This is a genomic window from Variovorax raffinosi, from assembly GCF_051216615.1.
GTDB lineage: Bacteria > Pseudomonadota > Gammaproteobacteria > Burkholderiales > Burkholderiaceae_C > Variovorax.
The window spans coordinates 868,800-887,983 of sequence record NZ_JBPJZR010000002.1; the positions used below are offsets into that span (position 1 = coordinate 868,800).

At 66.1% G+C, this 19,184-nt stretch carries 13 protein-coding genes; 9 read left to right on the forward strand and 4 right to left on the reverse strand.

What is annotated here, in order from left to right:
* Nucleotides 1–19: 19 nt before the first annotated feature.
* Nucleotides 20–1,105 carry an aldo/keto reductase gene (locus ACSFB7_RS10015; RefSeq protein WP_435469512.1) on the reverse strand — a complete coding sequence of 362 codons (1,086 nt, stop codon included), beginning with the start codon at nt 1,103–1,105 and terminating at the stop codon, nt 20–22.
* A 129-nt stretch (nt 1,106–1,234) separates the two neighbouring features.
* Here ACSFB7_RS10015 and ACSFB7_RS10020 point away from each other — a divergent pair, with 129 nt between their 5' ends.
* Nucleotides 1,235–2,131 carry an AraC family transcriptional regulator gene (locus ACSFB7_RS10020; protein WP_435469514.1) on the forward strand — a complete coding sequence of 299 codons (897 nt, stop codon included), beginning with the start codon at nt 1,235–1,237 and terminating at the stop codon, nt 2,129–2,131.
* Between the two features lie 13 nt (nt 2,132–2,144).
* On the opposite strand, the gene ACSFB7_RS10025 is transcribed toward ACSFB7_RS10020, so the two are convergent.
* The 3 genes from ACSFB7_RS10025 to ACSFB7_RS10035 form a co-directional block, all read right to left on the reverse strand.
* Nucleotides 2,145–2,900, reverse strand: coding sequence for a GntR family transcriptional regulator (locus ACSFB7_RS10025; RefSeq protein ID WP_435469516.1), 756 nt, complete (start codon nt 2,898–2,900; stop codon nt 2,145–2,147).
* A 371-nt stretch (nt 2,901–3,271) separates the two neighbouring features.
* Nucleotides 3,272–5,035, reverse strand: coding sequence for a glycerol-3-phosphate dehydrogenase/oxidase (locus ACSFB7_RS10030; RefSeq protein ID WP_435469518.1), 1,764 nt, complete (start codon nt 5,033–5,035; stop codon nt 3,272–3,274).
* A complete protein-coding gene (locus ACSFB7_RS10035) occupies nt 5,032–6,522 on the reverse strand; it encodes an FGGY family carbohydrate kinase (RefSeq protein WP_435469521.1) in 1,491 nt (496 codons plus the stop codon). The genes ACSFB7_RS10030 and ACSFB7_RS10035 overlap by 4 nt, the downstream gene beginning before the upstream one ends.
* A gap of 181 nt (nt 6,523–6,703) precedes the next feature.
* Between ACSFB7_RS10035 and ACSFB7_RS10040 the strand changes: the two genes are divergently transcribed.
* The 8 genes from ACSFB7_RS10040 (at nt 6,704) to ACSFB7_RS10075 (ending at nt 19,170) form a co-directional block, all read left to right on the forward strand.
* Nucleotides 6,704–7,750, forward strand: coding sequence for a substrate-binding domain-containing protein (locus tag ACSFB7_RS10040; RefSeq protein WP_435469523.1), 1,047 nt, complete (start codon nt 6,704–6,706; stop codon nt 7,748–7,750).
* Nucleotides 7,747–9,255 (forward strand): sugar ABC transporter ATP-binding protein, encoded by a 1,509-nt coding sequence (locus ACSFB7_RS10045; RefSeq protein ID WP_435469525.1) that lies wholly within the window; start codon nt 7,747–7,749, stop codon nt 9,253–9,255. The genes ACSFB7_RS10040 and ACSFB7_RS10045 overlap by 4 nt, the downstream gene beginning before the upstream one ends.
* Nucleotides 9,252–10,274, forward strand: coding sequence for an ABC transporter permease (locus tag ACSFB7_RS10050; protein ID WP_435469527.1), 1,023 nt, complete (start codon nt 9,252–9,254; stop codon nt 10,272–10,274). Before ACSFB7_RS10045 ends, ACSFB7_RS10050 begins: the two co-directional genes overlap by 4 nt.
* 20 nt (nt 10,275–10,294) lie before the next feature.
* The gene (locus tag ACSFB7_RS10055; RefSeq protein ID WP_435469971.1) at nt 10,295–11,275 is read left to right on the forward strand and encodes an aldo/keto reductase; all 981 of its coding nucleotides are present in this window, start codon (nt 10,295–10,297) and stop codon (nt 11,273–11,275) included.
* A gap of 50 nt (nt 11,276–11,325) precedes the next feature.
* Nucleotides 11,326–12,177, forward strand: a complete 852-nt coding sequence (locus ACSFB7_RS10060) for a class I fructose-bisphosphate aldolase (RefSeq protein ID WP_435469529.1) — start codon at nt 11,326–11,328, stop codon at nt 12,175–12,177.
* A 145-nt stretch (nt 12,178–12,322) separates the two neighbouring features.
* Nucleotides 12,323–17,044: an Ig-like domain-containing protein gene (locus ACSFB7_RS10065; RefSeq protein ID WP_435469531.1), complete on the forward strand. Its 4,722-nt coding sequence runs from the start codon at nt 12,323–12,325 to the stop codon at nt 17,042–17,044.
* Between the two features lie 486 nt (nt 17,045–17,530).
* Nucleotides 17,531–17,770, forward strand: a complete 240-nt coding sequence (atpE, locus tag ACSFB7_RS10070) for a F0F1 ATP synthase subunit C (RefSeq protein WP_013538854.1) — start codon at nt 17,531–17,533, stop codon at nt 17,768–17,770.
* Nucleotides 17,771–17,964: 194 nt separating this feature from the next.
* On the forward strand, nt 17,965–19,170 hold the full coding sequence (locus ACSFB7_RS10075) for an ABC transporter substrate-binding protein (protein ID WP_435469533.1): 1,206 nt from the start codon (nt 17,965–17,967) through the stop codon (nt 19,168–19,170).
* Nucleotides 19,171–19,184: the final 14 nt, after the last annotated feature.

Here is a 19,184-nt window from a genome sequence, read left to right on the forward strand (position 1 = left end):
TTCGATTCACGGTCTTCTTCTACGGGTGATGGCTCGCGCGCCGCTCGACCGTGGCACCGCCGAAGATCAGGTTCTCGACCACGGGGCGCGCCGCAAAAGAGCCGGGGAAGATGGGCGCGGGCCTGCTGGCCTGGTCCAGCCGGGCGATGTGTTCGTCGCTCAGTTCGACTTGCAGCGCACCCAGGTTTTCCTCCAGCTGCGCCAGGGTTCGCACGCCGATGACCGGCGCCACGACAGCGGGATTCAACAAGGTCCACGCCAAGGCGACCTGTGATGGCGTCGCACCCGTCTCATGGGCCACGGCGCGCACCGCTTCGGCGATCTCCAGAGATCGGCTCGTCATGTGTCCGAACGAGGCGATGGTCGCCTGGCGCGTCGAGGAAACGGCGGCCTCGCCGCCTTGCCGCAGATCGCCCTGGGTGTACTTGCCGGACAGCACGCCGCCACCCAACGGCGACCATGGCATCACGCCAAGCCCGAGGGCCTGCGCCATCGGCATCAGCTCGTGTTCCACGGTGCGTTCGACCAGGCTGTATTCGATCTGCAGCGCCACCAGAGGCGACCAGCCGCGCAGGTCCGCCAGGGTCTGCAGCTGTGCCACCTTCCACGCGGGGGTGTTGCAGATGCCCAGGTACAGCACCTTGCCGGCGCGCACCAGATCGTCGAGCGCGCGCATGACCTCGTCGGCGGGCGTCGTGGAATCCCAGGCGTGAAGGTGCAGCAGCTCGATGCGGTCCGTGCCGAGCTGCTTCAGGCTGGTCTCGACCGAACGCACCAGGTTCATCCGGTGATTGCCGCCCGAGTTCGGATCGCCCGGCGTGCGTGCCATAGTGAACTTGGTCGAGACCACGATGCGGTCGCGCCTTCCGCTGAGCAGTTGGCCCAGGATGCGCTCCGAAGCGCCGTTGGTGTAGTTGACCGAGGTATCGACGAAGTTGCCGCCGTGATCGACATAGGTGTCGAAGATGCGGCGCGCCTCGGCGTCGTCCGCACCCCAGCCCCAGTCGGTGCCGAAGGTCATGGTGCCCAGCGTGAGCGGAGAGACGCGAATGCCTGATCGTCCGAGCAGGCGATAGTGATCCAGGGCGAGGTGAGTGAATGGCATGAAGGCTTCCAGAGAAGGTGTGTTGTTTCTGTAGCCTTGACTTTGCCATCGCACGCACGAATGGCCGTAGCCCTATCATCCGGAGTTCTTGCACGATCGTCCGATTCAACAAACCCCGCGGAGTGATGCATGAGTTCCCTGAAAAAGCTGGTCGATATCGTGAACCGCCATGTCCCCGGCGACGGCATCCACGACAGCCCGATCCCGGGCGTCGACCTGATCCGCGCGAGCACGCCGACGATGCCGATGCCGGTCGTCTACGAGCCGACGCTGTGCCTCATTGCCCAGGGCCGCAAGCGCGTGATGCTGGGCACGACCGCCTACGTGTACGACCCCGCCAGGTACCTGATCGCTTCGGTGGACCTGCCGGTCATGGGGTCGGTGATCGAAGCCAGCGAGGCCGCTCCTTATCTCTGCCTGGCGCTCGACCTGGACATGACGGTGTTGAGCGATCTCGCCTTGCGGCATTCGCTTCCCGACGAAAGCGACAGCGCGCCTGGCGCGGGCATGGCACTCAACAACACGACGCCGGAACTGCTGGATGCGATGGCGCGGCTGGCCTCGTTGCTCGACAGCCCCGGCGACATCGAAGCGCTGGCACCGCTGGTGACGCGCGAGATCCTCTATCGCCTGCTGGTCGATCCGCGCAACAGCATCGTGCGGCAATTAGCCAGAGCGGACAGCCGCCTGAGCCAGATCGCCAAGGCCATCTCATGGCTGCGCGAGCACTACGGCGAGGCTTGCCGGATCGAGGACATCGCCGATCTCGCGGGCATGAGCCGCTCCACCTTCCATGCGCATTTCAAGTCGGTCACCTCGATGAGCCCGCTGGAGTTCCGCAGCCAGCTCCGGCTGCAGGAAGCCCGCCGGCTGATGGTGGCTGAGGCGATGGATGCGGCGGGCGCGGGGTTCCGCGTGGGCTACGAAAGCCCTTCGCAGTTCAGCCGCGACTATGTGCGCATGTTCGGCGCGCCGCCGGCCAAGGATGCCGGGCGGTTGCGCAAGGAAGCCGAGGCGATGGCCTGAGCGATCGATCGGCTCAGGTCGTCGTCTGCACGTGCAGACGGCTGGTCTTGCATCGATGCAGCGCGCGGTAGTGCTCCAGTGGCCGCCCGTTGGCGCCGTAGGCAATCGATTCGATGCGCAGCAGCGGCTCGGGCTGCGGCAGGGCCAGCAGTTCGCAGGTCGCGGCATCGGGCAGCACCGCATCGATCCAGCGTTCGGCGCGCACAAGGCGCAGGCCGTATTGCCGGCGCAGCACGTCGTAGAGCGAGCGGTCGTCCAGGCGCGTGCGATGCAGGCCCGGCGCCAGGTCGGCTGGCACCACGGTTTCGACCAGCAGGCGCAGCTCGCCATCGACGCTGCGCAGGCGCTTGAGTGCAACGACCTGGGTGTCGTCGGTCAGGCCCAGCGACGCGGCCTCTTGCGCAGTGGGCGCGCGCAGTTCCTGCGTGAGGATCTGCGTGCGCACCGAGCGGCCCTTGCGTTCCATCTCGTCGGAGAAGCCGAGCACGGTCGAGACAAAATCTTCGTCACGCTCACGGGCCGACACGAAGGCACCGCGCCCCTTGATCTTGTAGATGAGGTTGTTGCGCACCAGGTCGGCCAGGGCCTCGCGCACCACGATGCGCGAGATGCCGAACTGGTCGCCCAGTTCCGCCTCTGAAGGCAGCTTGGCGCCGATGGGCAGCACGCCTTGCAATATCTGCAGGCGGATGGCATCGCGAAACTGCGCCCACAGGGGGGATTCGGAGCCGCGGTCGAGCACGATGGGAGTGTCGGTCGGAGAGTTCATGTCAGTGTTTCACCACGCGGTCGTGGATTTTTCTTGAGACCGGCTTTGTTGATTCTTTGCGCTGCTGTTCGGGGCGAGTGCGAACGACACCAGGTACTCCCCTCCGCGAATGTCCCCCGCTTCGCTCCTCCTTTATTTCGCTGCGGGGAGCACCTGGTGTCATTCGCACATGGACACGCTGCTGGTGATCGCCGATCAACAACTGCTCTGTCCAACACTCACGTCGATACGGGGCTCTTTTTCGCGAAATAAAGGAGGAGCGAAGCGGGGGACATTCGCGAAAAAGAGCACCGTGTCGGCGGGAGCGTCGCCCTGAACAGCAGCAGCGCTCAAAGCACACAACGCGACGAACAGAAAAGCAAGACGTCATTTCAGGACTGTCCGAAAGCCGGGCTGGTCATCAATGATGCATCGAAAGAAGATGCCACTTCAGGCGACACCGGCGAGAGGCGCACACCATGCCGTTCGCGCAAGGCGGTGGCGCAGGCCTGCAATTCCTTGTGCGCCAGAGCCGCATCCCACCCCAAAGCCTCGGCCGCAATGCTCGCCATTTCAGCCAGCGCAGCGTCGGTGACAAGGCCACGGATTGCGAGCAAGGTTCGGCGGATCACCAGGTCGTCGAGATGGACCACGCCCGTCTCAAGGCACAGATAGGAAAGTTCAGCCACCGAGTAATCGGGCGCATGCAGCAACGGCACGTCGCCCGAAGCCCCGAGGCGCTGCGCCAGCGGCAACGCCTTCGAGCCATAGCGGCGCAGCAGCACCTGTGCGCGCGCACGGCTCAGGCCCGAGGCCGTGACCATGCGATCGAGAAAGCGCTCCGTCGCCTGCGCATCGGCTGGCAATTCGGCGCCTCCGCCAATGGGCAGCCCCTCGGTCGATGCAGTGCGTGGGCGGCCCAACTGCTGCAGCACTTCGTTCGTCGCTTCTTCGGCCAGTGCGCGAAAGGTCGTCCACTTGCCGCCGACCAGGCCGACGATGGGAATGTCGCGCGTGGCATTGGGCAGGTCGACCACCACCGAATGGTCGCGCGAAATCTGGCCCGGCTTGTCGGCATCGGAACGCGCGAGCGGGCGCACGCCGACGTAGGTGTAGACCACGTTGTCGCGGCCAAAGGCCATGTTGGGAAAGACTTCGCCCAGCACGTCGAGCAGGTAGTCGACCTCGGCCGGTTCGGTCGCGATCTTGTCGGGGTCTTCCACCGGGATGTCGGTGGAACCCACCAACACGCGGTCGAGGAACGGGTAGACGATGCACACGCGGCCATCCACCGCCTCGAAGTACGCCATGCGGCCTTCGAGCGCGTCGCGCAGCGCCGGATGGTCGAGCACCAGGTGCGATCCCTTGGTGCCCATCACGCGCGAGCCCGCGCCGCCCAGCACGGCAGTGCTGCGGTCCAGCCACGCACCGCTGGCGTTGACCACGGTGTCGGCCGTCACGCGCACCAGCGCGCCGGTGATCTCGTCGCGCAGCGTGAGGATGTTGCCGGCGCAGCCCATCACGCGGCAGTAGTTTGCGGCAGCAGAGCGCGGCTGGTCGCGGCAGGCATCGCCGATGAGTTCAAGGATGAGCCACTCGGGGTGGCTGATCCACGCATCGAAGAAAGTGGCGGTCCAGCGCACGGCCGCGCGGAACAGGTTGCGGTCGGTCGGCGGCACGCGGCTGATGCGGTGGTTGGGCATCACGCGCTGGCGGCGGCCCAACAGGTCGTACAGGCGCAGGCCCGCGGCCACGGCGAGCAACCCGCGCGTGCGCTGCGGCGGCGTGCGGCCGAAGAACTTGAGCGCGCTGCTCATCAGGCCGCCGAAGAAGCTCGACAACGGCACCACGGTCTTGAGCGGTTGCACCAGATGCGGCGCGTTGCGCAGCAGCAGGTTGCGCTCGCGCGTGGCTTCGGCCACCAGCGAGAAGCTGCCGTTTTCCAGGTAGCGCAGGCCGCCGTGGATCATGCGCGACGGCGCGCTGCTGGCACCGGCGCTGAAGTCGCCCTTGTCGACGATGAGGCAATCGACGCGCTGCAGCGACAGGTCGCGGAACACGCCGACACCGTTGATGCCGGCACCGACGATCACGGTCGAAAAGTGGCGATCCGCCAGCGAGGCGGGACGCACGAAAGGCAGTTGCCAGGCGCTCATTTCGCGCCCCCTGCCAGATGAGAAAACACAGGGGACATGGTGTCGATCAGTTCGTTGAAACCGGCGTTGAAATCGGCATGGGCCTGCGCGTCGCGCGCATCGGGCTCGACGGTGTCGCAGGGCGCGAGCAAGGTGCTGCTGCCTTGCTCGGCGTGGTCGATGCCCTGCGACATGGCCGCATAGATCGCGGCGCCGCGCGCGCCGGTCTCGTCGTCGGCGCAGCGCTCGACCGGGCGGCCGAGAAATGCGGCGAGCAGGCGCACCAGCCGCACGTCGCTGGCACCACCGCCGAGCACGGTCAATGCCGACACCGGCAGGCCGCATGCCGCCAGACGCGCGGTGTGCCGCGCATGCAGCGCGGCCGTGGCATCGACCACGGCGCGCGCCATGTCGCCGCGCGTGTGATGGCTCTTGAGGCCGACGAAGCCGGCGGTGATGCCGCCTCCGCCATTCACGAAAGGCAGGAAGCGCAGGCTGCCCGCACCCAGCGGCATCGACATTGCAAGATCGACCACGGCACGCGCATCGGGCAGGCCCAGCACGCCGGCCAGCCACGCGATGTTGGCCATCGATGAGGGGCTGTTTTCCATGTACAGCCGCTGCTGCTGGCGACCGAAGTTCACGACGGCGGCAACGTCGGGCTTGGGCTCGATCACCGGCCCGATGACCGCGTTCACGCACCACGTGCCGAACACCGACACCGCACGCCCGCGCCCTTCGGCGCAGATCGCGGTCATCGAGGCGAGCAAATCGATGGCACCCATCGCGACGGGAATGCCCGCGGGCAATCCGCACAGCGCCGCTTCCGATGGCTGCAGTTGCCCGAGCACCGTGCCGCTCGGCAACAGAGGCCCGAAGGCACGCGGGCCGAGGTCCGCAATGCCCGAGGCATCGAAGGCCGCCTGCGACCACGTGCCGGTGGCAATCGACACCAGCCCGGCGGTGCTTGCGTCGCTCGCATCGGTCGCAATTTCGCCGGTAAGCAGAAAGGCGAGGTAGTCCTTCGCGAACAGCAGGCGGTGCACCTCGCCGCGCTGCACGGCGTCGGTGCCCAGCAGCTCGGCCGCGATCACCGTGGGCTGCCCCGGCCAGGGCTGGCAGCCGACGTCGGCGAACAGGCGCGGGCCGTGGCTGGCTGCCAGCGCCCGTGCACGCGCATCGGCCCGTTGGTCGGTCGAGGCCACGGCCCGTCCGCCCACAAGTTGGTTGCGCGCATCGAGCGCATAGAGCCCGGCGCCGTGGCCCGTGCAGCCGATGGCGCGGACTTCGGCCACGCGGGTGCCGAGCTGTTGGGCGACGTCGCGCAGCACATGGGTCAGGGCCGAGCGGATGGCGGTCGCGCTCACTTCGCATCCCCCCGCGGGCAGCCGGTCGTGCGGCAATGGCATTCGGGACAGGGCAACGGCGCGGCCGCTCCCGGCTTCAAGGGCCAGGGCTTTCAGGCTGCTCGAACCCATGTCGATGCCGATCAGTATGTTTGGCTTCATGTCATAACAGCTTCGGCGGAATAAAAGCGCCTTGCCAGTAGCGTTTCCCCTAGTTATCCCCGCAAACAGGCAGCGCGTACATTCTAGCCTGTCATAACAACTGTCGTGACAACGAGGATCCGAGAGCTGCCTTGAAACGCAGCATCAGCAAGCTGTGCCACTCAACGTGAGGAGACAAAAAATGAGGCGTAATTTCCTGAAGTCCGCGGCGGCCGCCGGTATCGGCCTGGCCGGTGCGAGCGCGCTTGCGCAGCAGCAAGCGGCAGCCCCCGCCGCCGGTGCCGGCCTGCGCGGCAATGCCAGCGACGTCTACGTGATGAACGTGATGGTGTCGGGCGTGGAGTACTGGTTTCCGGTCTACGAAATGATGAAGCAGCTCGGCCGCACGCTGGGCGTGAAGACGCGCTACACCGGCACGCCGGAGTACGACGTGAACAAGCAGCTCGCGTCCTTCGAGCAGGAACTGGCGCGCAAGCCGGCCGGCATCCTGCTGCACCCGATGAACCCCGACCCCTTCATCGAACCAATCAACCGCGCGGCGGCAATGGGCATCCCGGTCGTCACCTTCGCGGCCGACTCGCCCAACTCCAAGCGCACCTCGTTCATCACCTCGGACAACGACCGCGAAGGCACGCAGGCCGCCGACGCGATTGCCGCGTCGCTCAACGGCAAGGGCGAATACGCCGTGCTGGAAAACCCCGGCCAGGACAACCATGACCGCCGCATCGCCGCCTTCGTGAACCGCATGAAGACCAAGCACCCGGGCATGAAGCTGGTCGGCCGCGCCGCCAGCAACCAGGACCCGAACAAGGCCTACCAGGCGGTGCTAAGCCTGGCGCAGGCCAACCCGAACCTGGGTGCGCTGTTCATGCCCGAAGCCAACTCGGCACTGGGCGCGGCGCAGGCCAAGGTCGAGACCAAGAAGAACATCAAGGTGATGTGCTGCGACGTGAACGCGAAGATTCTCGACATGATCAAGTCGGGCGACGTGTTCGGCTCCATCAACCCCAACCAGGGCATGCAGGGCTACATGGGCATGATGATGCTGTTCCTTGCCAAGAACCCTTCGCTCATCGATCCGATGAACGACGCCAAGCGCAACGGCACCAACCCGATGGCCGTGCCCTTCCTGGACAACGGCTTGGCCGTGGTCAGCAAGGCCAATGCCGACGACTTCTACTGGGACAAGTACCTCGCCCGCCGTGGCACCAAGGGAATCGGCGAGTGAGCTCGTTGCTCGAACTGAAGGGGATCAGCAAGCGCTTCGGCGCTTCGCGCGCGCTCTCGGGCGTGGACTTCTCGCTGCATGCCGGCGAGATCCACGCCCTGTGCGGCGAGAACGGCGCGGGCAAGTCCACGCTGATGAACATCATCGATGGCATCCACCAGCCGGACGAGGGCACGATCTCGCTCGACGGGCAGAAGGTGGTCATCGACGGCCCGGCGCATGCGATGCGCCTGGGCATCGGCCTGGTGCACCAGGAGATCGCCCTGTGCGGCGACGCCACCGTGGCCGAGAACATCTTCATGCCGGAGATCAACGCCGGCAAGCACGCGTGGATGAACTACGCGAGCCTTAACGAGCGTGCCGCCAAGGTGCTGCAGCGGCTGGGGCAAGACATCGATCCGGCCTCGCTGGTGAGCACGCTGAGCATTTCGAGCCAGCAGCTCATCGAGATCGCCAAGGCGCTCACGCTCGACTGCAAGGTGCTGATCCTCGACGAACCGACGGCCGCGCTCACCGACAACGAGTCGGCCGCGCTGTTCAAGGTGCTGCATGACCTCAAGGCGCAGGGCATCGGCATCATCTACATCAGCCACCGCATGGCCGAAATTTTTGCGCATGGCGATCGCGTGACCGTGCTGCGCGACGGGCGCAACGTGCATTGCGGCCCGCTGGCCGAACTCAATGCCGACGACCTCGTGCGCCGCATGGTCGGGCGCGACCTGGGCAACTACTACCCGCCGAAGCAGGACGACCGAAGCTCGAGGGACCCCGTGCTCGAAGTGAGCGACATCGCCGATGGCGAACGCGTGCACGGCATCTCGTTCACGCTCAAGCGCGGCGAGATTCTCGGCATTGCCGGCCTCATGGGTGCCGGCCGCAGCGAACTCGCCGAGACCGTGTGCGGCCTGCGCCCTGCCACGCGCGGCACGGTGCGCCTGCGCGGCAAGGCATTGACGGTGCGCAAGTACAGCGACGCGCTACGCGAAGGCATCGCCTACCTCAGCGAAGACCGCAAGGCGGCCGGCGTATACCTCGACCTGCCGATCGCGCAGAACATCGCATCGATGGCGCTCAAGCGCGTCAGCTCGCGCTTCGGCCTGCTGCAGCGCGCGGCCGAACACAAGCTGGCGACCGACCTGGGCGCCAAGCTCAAGCTGAAGTCCGATGGCGTGGCCATCGACGTGGCGAGCCTGTCGGGCGGCAACCAGCAGAAGGTGGCCATCGCCAAGCTGCTGGCCACCAACCCGTCGGTGCTGCTGATGGACGAGCCCACGCGCGGCGTGGACGTGGGCGCCAAGTCGGAGATCCACCACATCCTGCGCGAGCTCGCGAGCCAGGGCGTGGGCGTGGTGGTGATCTCGTCGGAACTGCCCGAAATCATCGGGCTGTGCGACCGCGCACTGGTGATCCGCGACGGCCGGCTGGCCGGTGAACTGCAAGACAACGAAATGACGGAAGAGGCGCTGCTGCGGCTGGCCTCGGGACTCGAACAGGAGATGGCATGAACTACCCCGCACAACTCGACGCCAGCGCCGGCGTGCCGCCACGGCAGGCACCGGGCGGCCCGGCGAAGCCGCCCAACAAGCTCACCAGCATGCGCGAGATGGGCCTGTTGCTCATCATCGCGGTGCTGTGCGTGGCCATGAGCTTCGCTTCGCCCTACTTCCTGACATGGGACAACGTGCGCGCAATGCTGCTGTCGTTCTCCATCGAAGGCATCGTGGTGGTCGGCATGACCATCCTGCTGATCGTGGGCGGCATCGACCTGTCGGTGGGCTCGGTGGTGTGCTTCGCGATGGTGGTCACGGGCAAGCTCTTTCTCATGGGCCTGGACCCATGGACGGCCGGGCTGGTGGCCATCGGCGCGAGCGCGCTCATCGGCGCCATGATCGGCGGCTGCGTCACGCGCATCGGGCTGAACCACTTCATCGCCTCGCTGGCCTTCATGGTGATCGTGCGCGGGCTGTGCCTGGCGCTCACGCAGGGCACGCCGCAGTCGCTGTTCTCGCTGCCGGCCGAGTTCAAGTTCATCGGCCAGGGCACGCTGTTCGGCATTCCGGCGGTGATCCTGATCTTCCTGGCGATCGTGGTGGTCAGCGACTTCGTGCTGCGCCGCTCGACGCTGCTGCGGCGCGTGTTCTACACCGGCAGCAACGAGAAGGCCGCGCTGTACTCGGGCATTCGCGTGGGGCATGTGAAGTTCTGGGTCACGGTGCTGTGCTCGGCCTCGGCCGGCCTTGCCGGCGTGATCTACACGGCCCGCTTCGGCGCCGCCACGCCGACCTTCGGCATGGGCATGGAACTCAACGTGATCGCGGCCGCCGTGATCGGCGGCGCCAGCCTCAAGGGCGGCTCGGGCACGGTGCTGGGCGCGGTGCTCGGCCTGGCCCTGCTGTCGGTGGTGACCAGCTCGCTGATCCTGCTCGACGTGTCGCCTTACTGGCAGGACGTGATCAAGGGCCTGATCCTGCTCGCGGCCGTGACCATCGACCACATCCTGAACACCCGAAAGACCAAGCGATGAGCACCACCACAGCATCGACGATGAAGAAGACCACCCTCGGCCCCTCCGCCATCGAAAGCTCGGCCATCGGCCTGGGCACCTGGGCCATGGGCGGATGGATGTGGGGCGGCGGCGACAACGCGGCCGCCGTGCTGGCGATCCAGGCCTCGCTGGACGCGGGCGTGACGCTGATCGACACCGCGCCGGCCTACGGCCTGGGTCGCTCCGAGAGCATCGTCGGCACTGCACTGAAGGGCCGCCGGCAAGAGGCAGTGATTGCCACCAAGTGCGGGCTGGTGTGGCACACCCAACAGGGAACGCACTTCTTTGAAGAAGACGGCCACCCGGTGTACCGCTACCTCGGGCGCGAATCGATCTTTCATGAATGCGAAGAGAGCTTGAAGCGCCTGCAGACCGACTACATCGACCTGTACATCACGCACTGGCAGGACAGCACCACGCCCGTGGCCGAGACCATGGACGCGCTGCTTTCGCTGAAGAAGCAGGGAAAGATCCGCGCCATCGGCGTGAGCAACGTGAGCCCCGAGACGCTGGCCGAATACCTGCAGTACGGCCCGGTCGATGCGGCGCAGGAGCGCTACAGCCTGATCGACCGCGAGATCGAGCAGACGCTCGCGCCGCTGTGCAGCGAGCACAACGTGGCGGTGCTGGGCTACTCGTCGCTGGCGCTCGGCCTGCTGGCTGGCCCCATCGACCCCGAACGCCAGTTCACCGGCGACGACCAGCGCGCCACCAACCCGCGCTTCAGCGCGGCCAACCGCGTGAAGCTCAAGGCCTTCTTCGAAGAGCTGGAGCCGCTGCGCAAGCAGCTCGAATGCTCGTTCGGCCAGATGATGATTGCGTGGACGCTCGCACGCGGCAGCGTCTCGGTGGCGCTGTGCGGCGCGCGCGTGCCGAAGCAAGCCATCGAGAACGCGGCTGCCGGCGCGATCACCTTGCGCGACGACGCGCTGCTGCTGATCGACGCGGCAGCCGCCCGCCACCTGAACGCGCTGGCCTGACGGCCCGCCGCTTCACTCCCCTCACCTCTCTGAACAAGGATTCCCTTCGTATGTCGAAAGACAAGACCGCACGCCTGAACCGGCTGCTGAACAACGGCCGCTGCCTGGACATCGCGCTCGACCACGGCGTGTGCAACGAGCCCTCGTTCCTCGACGGCCTGGAGGACATGCCCCAGGTCATCGACAAGCTCGTGGGCGCCAAGCCCGATGCGCTCCAGCTCAACTACGGCCAGTCCGACCTGCTGCAGGACCGCCCTGGCCGCGACAAGCCCGCGCTGGTGATGCGCATCGACATGGGCAACCCCTACAACGCCACGCTGCACCGCGTGATGTGGGCCCAGTTGCAGAACGAGCACGATCCGGTGCTGCCGGCCGTGCAGCGCGACGCCGCCTGCGTGGTGGTCAACCTGTTCATGCTGCCGAACGAGCCCGACCTGTTTCGCCAGTGCGTGCAGAACATCGCGCGCGTGCGCGCCGACTGCGACCGCTACGGCATGCCGCTGATGATCGAGCCGCTGGTGATGCAGTCGCCCACGCCGGGCAGCCGCTACATGGTCGACGGCGATGCCGAGAAGATCGTCACGCTGGTGCGCCTGGCGCGCGAGATGGGCGCCGACATCGTCAAGGCCGACCCCACCAGCGACCCCGCCGACTTTCACCGCGTGGTGCAGGCCGCGCGTTGCCCCGTGCTCGTGCGCGGCGGCGGACGCGAAGACCTGCAACAGGTGTTCGCACGTTCGCGCGTGCTGATGGACCAGGGGGCGGTCGGCATGGTGTACGGACGCAACGTCTACCAGCACGCCAATCCGTCGGCGGTGGTGAGCGCACTGATGGCCATGATCCACCGCGGCGCCAGCGCCAAGGAGGCATGGGACATCTATGAATCGGGCGGCGTGAAGTAACGCTGCCACTCCGAAGGGGGTTTTGTACGGGAGGCGATGAACCCCTCGCCTGCCGGGGTGCGCCCTGCGCGCGCACTTTGCGATGAGTCTGCCGAAGAAGAAGAAATGGGTTGCCCTGCGAACTTCTAACAACTTGGAGGCGACGATGAAAATCCGGTATTACCTGATGGCGTTTCTGCTGCCATGCATCACCTTGCTGACGCATGCGGCAATCACCGGGGTCAGCCCGATCACGACCCTGAGCAACATGGCCACGGCGGTTTCCGCCGCCGTCGCCGACCCGCTCCCGCTGCAGGGGCCGGGCCTGGGCAACCTCACCTACACATCCGCCGAGCTGTTCAAGCCGGTGTCGATGATCACGAGTGCCGCGCACCCGCTCGACCCGGCGCACAGCAGTGCCTACGAATCGCGCGAGGTGCCCGCCACCTACCCCGGCCGCAAGGACTACGGCATGAACGCCGGCATCATGGTCAACGGCTACTTCCTCACCTCCTTCGCGCCGGACAGCGGCCTGGGCCCGGGCGGCTTCTTGCTGTACGACGTGTCGAACCCGCGCCAGATCAAGCTCGTCAAGAAGATCTACGAGCCCGATGACGCGACGGGTGGCCGCACCAAGGAGTTCCGCGAAACCCACTCCTTCGGCACCGCCAAGATCGGCGGCAAGACGTATGTGGTGCTGCCCAGCATCAACGGCGTGGAGTTCTGGGACTTCACCGACATCAACGACATCAAGCAGGTGAAGAAGCTGGCGCTGCCCGGCGTGAGCGGCGGCGACTACGAGAACGTGGCATGGCAGCTCTGGTGGCAGGCGCCGTACCTGTACGTGGCGTCCGCCGGGCGCGGCATCTTCATCGTCGATGCCACGGACCCCGCGAACGCCGTGGTCGCGAACCGTGGCGCCGGCAGGCCCAACCCGGTGCCCACCGGTGAACTCGGCGGCTTTCGCATCGGCCCGATCTTCACGATGGGCAACCACATGGTGCTGACCGCGATGGAAAGCAACGGCGGCTTTGCGAGCCTGGACATCTCCGATCCGCTCAACCCCAAGGTGCTCGATTCGATCGTGGGCACCACGCCGTTCTACTACGCGACCTGCTTCGACGGCCGCAACCTGCATGTCTCCACGCGCAACAGCGGCGCGAAGATGTACAGCTACGACCTCTCCGACCGCTCGCGCTTCGTGGCCGAAGACAACCGCCTCGTCATCGACGAGCAGTTGTACTGCGCCACGCAGGACAACTACGTCATTCAAGGTGCGCAGACGCGCATCCACAAGGTCGACGTGAGCAATCCGCTGAACCATGTGGAGGTGGGCCGCGGCAGCATCCTGCGCGAGGACGATCCGAACTTCACGCATTCGGACAACGGCCAGGTGGCGATGTTCGGCAACCTGGTCTTCGTGGGCAACGACCACGGCTCTGGCAGCGGCTTCATCGTGCATTCGGTCGACCCCGACACCACCAAGCCCGAGGTGAAGCAGGTCTCGCCCACCAACGGCGCGAAGCAGCAGGCGCTGACCTCGCGCATCGGCCTGGGCATGACCGACAACATCCGGCCCGAGAGCGTGAATTCCAACACCTTCATCGTGCGCCCCGTGGGCGGCAACACGCTGGCGGGCACCTACAGCGTGCAGCTGGGCATCATCAACTTCCACCCCGAGCAGCCGCTGCAACCGGGCACCAGCTATGAAGTGTTCCTGCCGGCCAACGGCGTGAAGGACTATGCGGGCAACGCCATCGGCGCGGACTACAAGTCGACCTTCAACACCGGCAACGCGACCGAGATCGGCCTGACGAACCACTGGCCGCTGACCGGCAACCTGACCGACGCCATCAGCGCCAACAACGGCACGCCGGCCTCGGGCGATGCCTTCGAGAGCATCGGCCTGAACTTCGCGAACCGCACCGCCGGTGTGCCGCTGAAGAACGACACCGTGGCCACCGTGCTCGGCGGCACCGCCTCGGTGAGCTTCTACATGAAGACCACGCAGACCGGCAGCGCGAACTCATGGACCGCGCCGGGCCTCTTCGGGCGCGACCAGTCCGGCGGCGCCGACGACGTGTTCTGGGGCTGGCTCGACAGCAGCGGCTTCATCAAGCTGTCGGTGGGCAACGACGCCGGCACCCGCTCGACGGTGGCCGTGAACAACAACGAGTGGCACCACATCGTCATGACACGCGATGCCGCATCGGGCGCACAGGCCGTGTACGTGGACGGCGCGAAAGCCAGCTCGACCGGCACCACCGGCAACAAGGGCATGTCGAACAAGTTCCAGTTGCTGGGGCAGATCCAGGGCAATGCCGCGCTGCTCAACGGCAGGCTGGCGGAAGTGCGCGTGTACAACCGCGTGCTCACCGACAGCGAGGTGACGACGCTGGGCGGCCAGACCATCATCGGCGACCCCGGCATCGGCGGCGGGCCGAAGCTCGTCAACGGCCAGCTGGTGTTCAACCCCGGCACGCTGGGCAGCGGCAGCGCGCAGTTCCGCTGGAACTTCGGCGACGGCACGCAGACGGCCTACTCGAGCGCATCGAACTACACCTACACCTACACGCGCCCCGGCCACTACACCGTGACGCTGACGGTGAAGGATGCGTCCGGCCGCGAGACCTTCCACACCTACAACCTCACCGTGATCGCACCGACCACGGCGCGGGCGCCGACGCACACCACCAACATCGCGGGCGATGCGAACTCGGTGTACTCGGTCAACCCCGACAGCGGCACGGTCGCCGCCATCGACGCGCAGACCCTGGCCAAGCGCTGGGAAGTGCGTGTCGGCGACGAACCGAAGACGCTGGCCGTGGGCCCCGACGGACGCATCTGGGTCACGGTGCAGGGTGAAGACAAGCTGGTGGCGCTGAGCGCGGCCGACGGCAGCCTCTCGGCCACCGTAGCGCTCGCTTATGGTAGCGGCCCCTATGGCGTGGCCTTCACGCCCGACGGCACCAAGGGCCTGCTGACGCTGGAGAGCAAGTCGATCCTGATGAGCTTCGACCCGAGCAACGGCGCCACCACCGGCGCGGTCGCGCTCGAAGGCAACCTGCGCGGCATTGCCGTCAACGCCGACGCGCAGGTGGCCTACGTCACGCGCTTCAAGTCGAAGATGACCGGCGGCCAGCTGCACAAGGTGAACCTGCAGAGCATGAGCGCCATGAGCACCATCGCACTGCCGGTGGATACCACCACCGTCGACACCGAGAGCCGTGCACGCGGCGTGGCCAACTACCTGAGCCAGGTGGTCATCTCGCCGGACGGCACGCGTGCGGTGCTGCCTTCGAAGAAGGACAACATCGTGCGCGGCAAGTTCAGGGACGGCAACAACCTGGTGCACGACCAGACGGTGCGTTCGATCCTGTCTCAGGTCAACCTGCAATCGGCGGCGGAAGTATTCGCCGAGCAGATCGACTTCGACGACCGCGCACCGGCGCGCGCCGCGCTGTTCTCGCCGTCGGGCGACTACATCTTCGTGGCGCAGATGGAAGGCAACCGCGTGGCCATCGTCGATCCGTACAGCCGCACGGTGCGTGGCGAGATCAACGCGAGCAGCGCGCCGCACGGGCTGTACCTGGACGCGACGCGCAAGCGCCTGTTCGTCAACAACTTCCTGGCGCGCTCGGTGTCGGTGCACGACGTGGCGGCGGTGCTGTCGTCGGAATCGGCGGCCGCGACCTTCCTGCAGAACGTGTCGACGGTGGCGCAGGAGCCGATGGCGGCGGCGGCGCTGCGCGGCAAGCAGGTGTTCTACAACGCGTCCGACCGGCGCATGAGCAAGGACAACTACATCTCCTGCGCGAGCTGCCATGCGGATGCCGGCGACGACGGCATGGTGTGGGACTTCACCCAGCGCGGCGAGGGCCTGCGCCGCACCATCAGCCTGATGGGCAAGCGGGGCATGGGCCACGGCAAGCTGCACTGGACGGCCAACTTCGACGAGGTGCAGGATTTCGAGAACGACATCCGCAACGAGTTCGGCGGCCTGGGCTTCCTGAGCAATGCCGACTGGGCCGCCACGCAGGACCCGCTGGGCGCGCCCAAGGCCGGCAAGAACGCGCAGCTGGACGATCTCGCGGCCTACCTGACCTCGCTGAACAAGTACATGCGCAGCCCGGCGCGCAACGCGGACGGCAGCCTGAGCGCCGATGCGGTGCGGGGGCAGACGCTGTTCGCGTCGGCGCAGTGCGTGACCTGCCACACCGGCGCCACCTTCCGCGACGGGCAGCGGCACGATGTCGGCACCATCCAGCTCTCATCGGGCAAGGGCATGAACCAGGCGCTGGCGGGCGTGGGCTTCGACACGCCGACGCTGCTGGGCACCTGGAACACGACGGCGTTCTTCCACAACGGGCAGGCGGCCACGCTGCAGGATGTGCTGGCCAGCGGTCACGGCAACGCCAGCAGCCTGCCGGCCGCCGACGTGGTGGCGATTCGCGAGTACGTGCGGTCGCAGGACACCGACCCGACGCCGACGATCACCCGCATCCGTTCGAACCACAGCAACCTGTGCGTGAACATCAAGGGTGCGGCGACGGCGAGCGGAACGACGGCGGTGCAGTGGCCGTGCGGCAACGCGGGCAACGAGAAGTTCACGGTGATGAGCCTGCCCGGCGGCTACGTGCAGTTCAAGGCCGAGCACAGCGGCCTGTGTCTGGCGCAGAGCGGCACGGCGACGACGAATGCGGCGGTGGTGCAGCTGGCCTGCTCGGCGGGCGACACGACCCAATGGAGCCAGGTGGGCGGGGCCCTCAAGAACCGCGCTTCGGGTTCCTGCCTCGACGTGCCGAACAACGCGACGACGCAGGACACGGCGTTGATCACCTGGACGTGCAACGGAGGGAACAACCAGAGCTGGACGCAGCTGCCTTAGCGTTCTCTTTCTGATTCGTTCATGGCCGTGCAGGGGACCCGTTGGGGTTTTCTGCACGGCTTTTTTCTTGGCGCTGCTGTTGGGAGCGGGTTCGGGTTCATTCGGGGCGAGTGCGAATGACACCAGGTGCTCCCCTCCGCGAATGTCCCCCGCTTCGCTCCTCCTTTATTTCGCTGCGGGGAGCACCTGGTGTCATTCGCACAGGGGCACGCTGCTGGTGATCTCGCGATCAACGACCGCTCTGTCCAACGCTCGCGCCGATACGGGGCTCTTTTTCGCGAAATAAAGGAGGAGCGAAGCGGGGGACATTCGCGAAAAAGAGCACCGTGTCGGCGGGAGCGTCGCCCTGAACAGCAGCGGCACAGCACAAACCACGCAACACGAAAGGCAGGCCTTTCACACAAGACATGACCTCCCACGTCATGGACCCCACGCACCCGCTCTGGGAAAGTACGTCCATCGATCAACCAACCAGGAGAAAACACCATGACCGGCTTCAACATCCTTCCCCTCGCAGTCGCCCTGCTGATCGGCATTGCCGCACTCGGCTCGTGCCTGGGCATCGGACTGGTCGGCCAGAAGTTTCTGGAAAGCACCGCCCGCCAACCCGAAATGGTCGACGTGCTGCAGACCAAGTTCTTCCTGATTGCGGGTGTGACAGACGGCGCATTCATCATCGCCACCGGCATCGGCCTGTGGTTCGCGACGGCCAATCCCTTCGGCTGATCCGGGGTAAACGGGCCCCTGAAAACGGGGCCCGCGCACCAGGAAGTGACACGGACCACTGGCACCATTCGTGCTAGCACCGTTGACACTGAATCGTTTATGGTTAAAGTATTTAGCTATCAACGGTTCGATGTCACCGGTGCTGCATGGCGCAGTGCCGGTGCGTCGTTTCATCCTTCCCAGTCGGAGAACCCATGAGCCACCTGTCCCCGAAGTCGCCCGCGCTGCCGCGCACCCTGCTCTCGCTGTTGCTCTGCGGCGCAGCCCTTGGTTCTGCGGTGTCGGCCATGGCCGCTCCCGTCAAGGTCGGTTTGGCCCTCGACATCTCGGGGCCTTTCGCGGCATTGGGCGCCGAGGCGCGCGACGGTTTTGCGCTGGGCATCAAGCAGCTCAACGGCAAGCTCGGCGGGCAGGAAGTGGAGTTCATCCAGGCCGACATGGCCGGCAGCCCCGACCAGGCCAAGCAACTGGTCGACCGCATGATCCAGCGCGACAAGATCGACATCTTCAGCGGCCCCATCGGCTCCAACGTGGCGCTGGCCGTGGGCCCGACGCTGTTCAACGCCAAGGTGCCGTACCTCTCGGCCAATGCCGGCCCCAGCCAGTTCGCGGGTGCGCAGTGCAATGCGTTCTTCTTCGGCACCGCTTACCAGAACGACCAGTTCCATGAAGCCGCCGGCAAGTTCGCGCAAGACCGCGCCTTCAAGAAGATCGTGCTGATCGCTCCCAACTACCCGGCCGGCAAGGATGCGCTCGGTGGCTTCAAGCGCCAGTTCAAGGGCCAGGTGGCCGACGAGCTGTACACCAAGCTCGGCCAGATCGACTACGCCGCCGAACTCGCGCAACTGCGCGCGGCCAAGCCCGACTCGATCTACTTCTTCTTGCCCGGCGCGATGGGCATCAACTTCATCAAGCAGTTCGTGGGCGCGGGCCTGTCGAAAGACATCACGCTCGTGACCAGCGGCTTCTCGGCCGACGAAGATGTGATCGGCGCGGTGGGCGAGCCGATGCTCGGCCTGTTCAACACCTCGCATTGGGCGCACGACCTCGACAACCCTGCCAACAAGGCTTTCGTGGCTGCGTTTCGCAAGGAATACAACGGCCGCTATCCGTCGGTGTATGCCGCACAGGCCTACGACGCGATCCTCGCGATGGACGCGGCCGTGAAGCAATCGGGCGGCAATGCGCAGAACCGCGAAGCCGTGGTCGCGGCGCTGAAGAAAGCCAACTACGCATCGACGCGCGGCAACTTCAAGTACGCGAACAACCACTACCCCATCGAGAACTTCTACCTTCGCGTGATCGGCAAGGATGCACAGGGCAAGGTCACGAACAAGCTGATCAACACGGTCCTGACCAACTACGGCGACAGCTACGCCGACAAGTGCCCACTGAAGTAATTCGCCCCCAGACT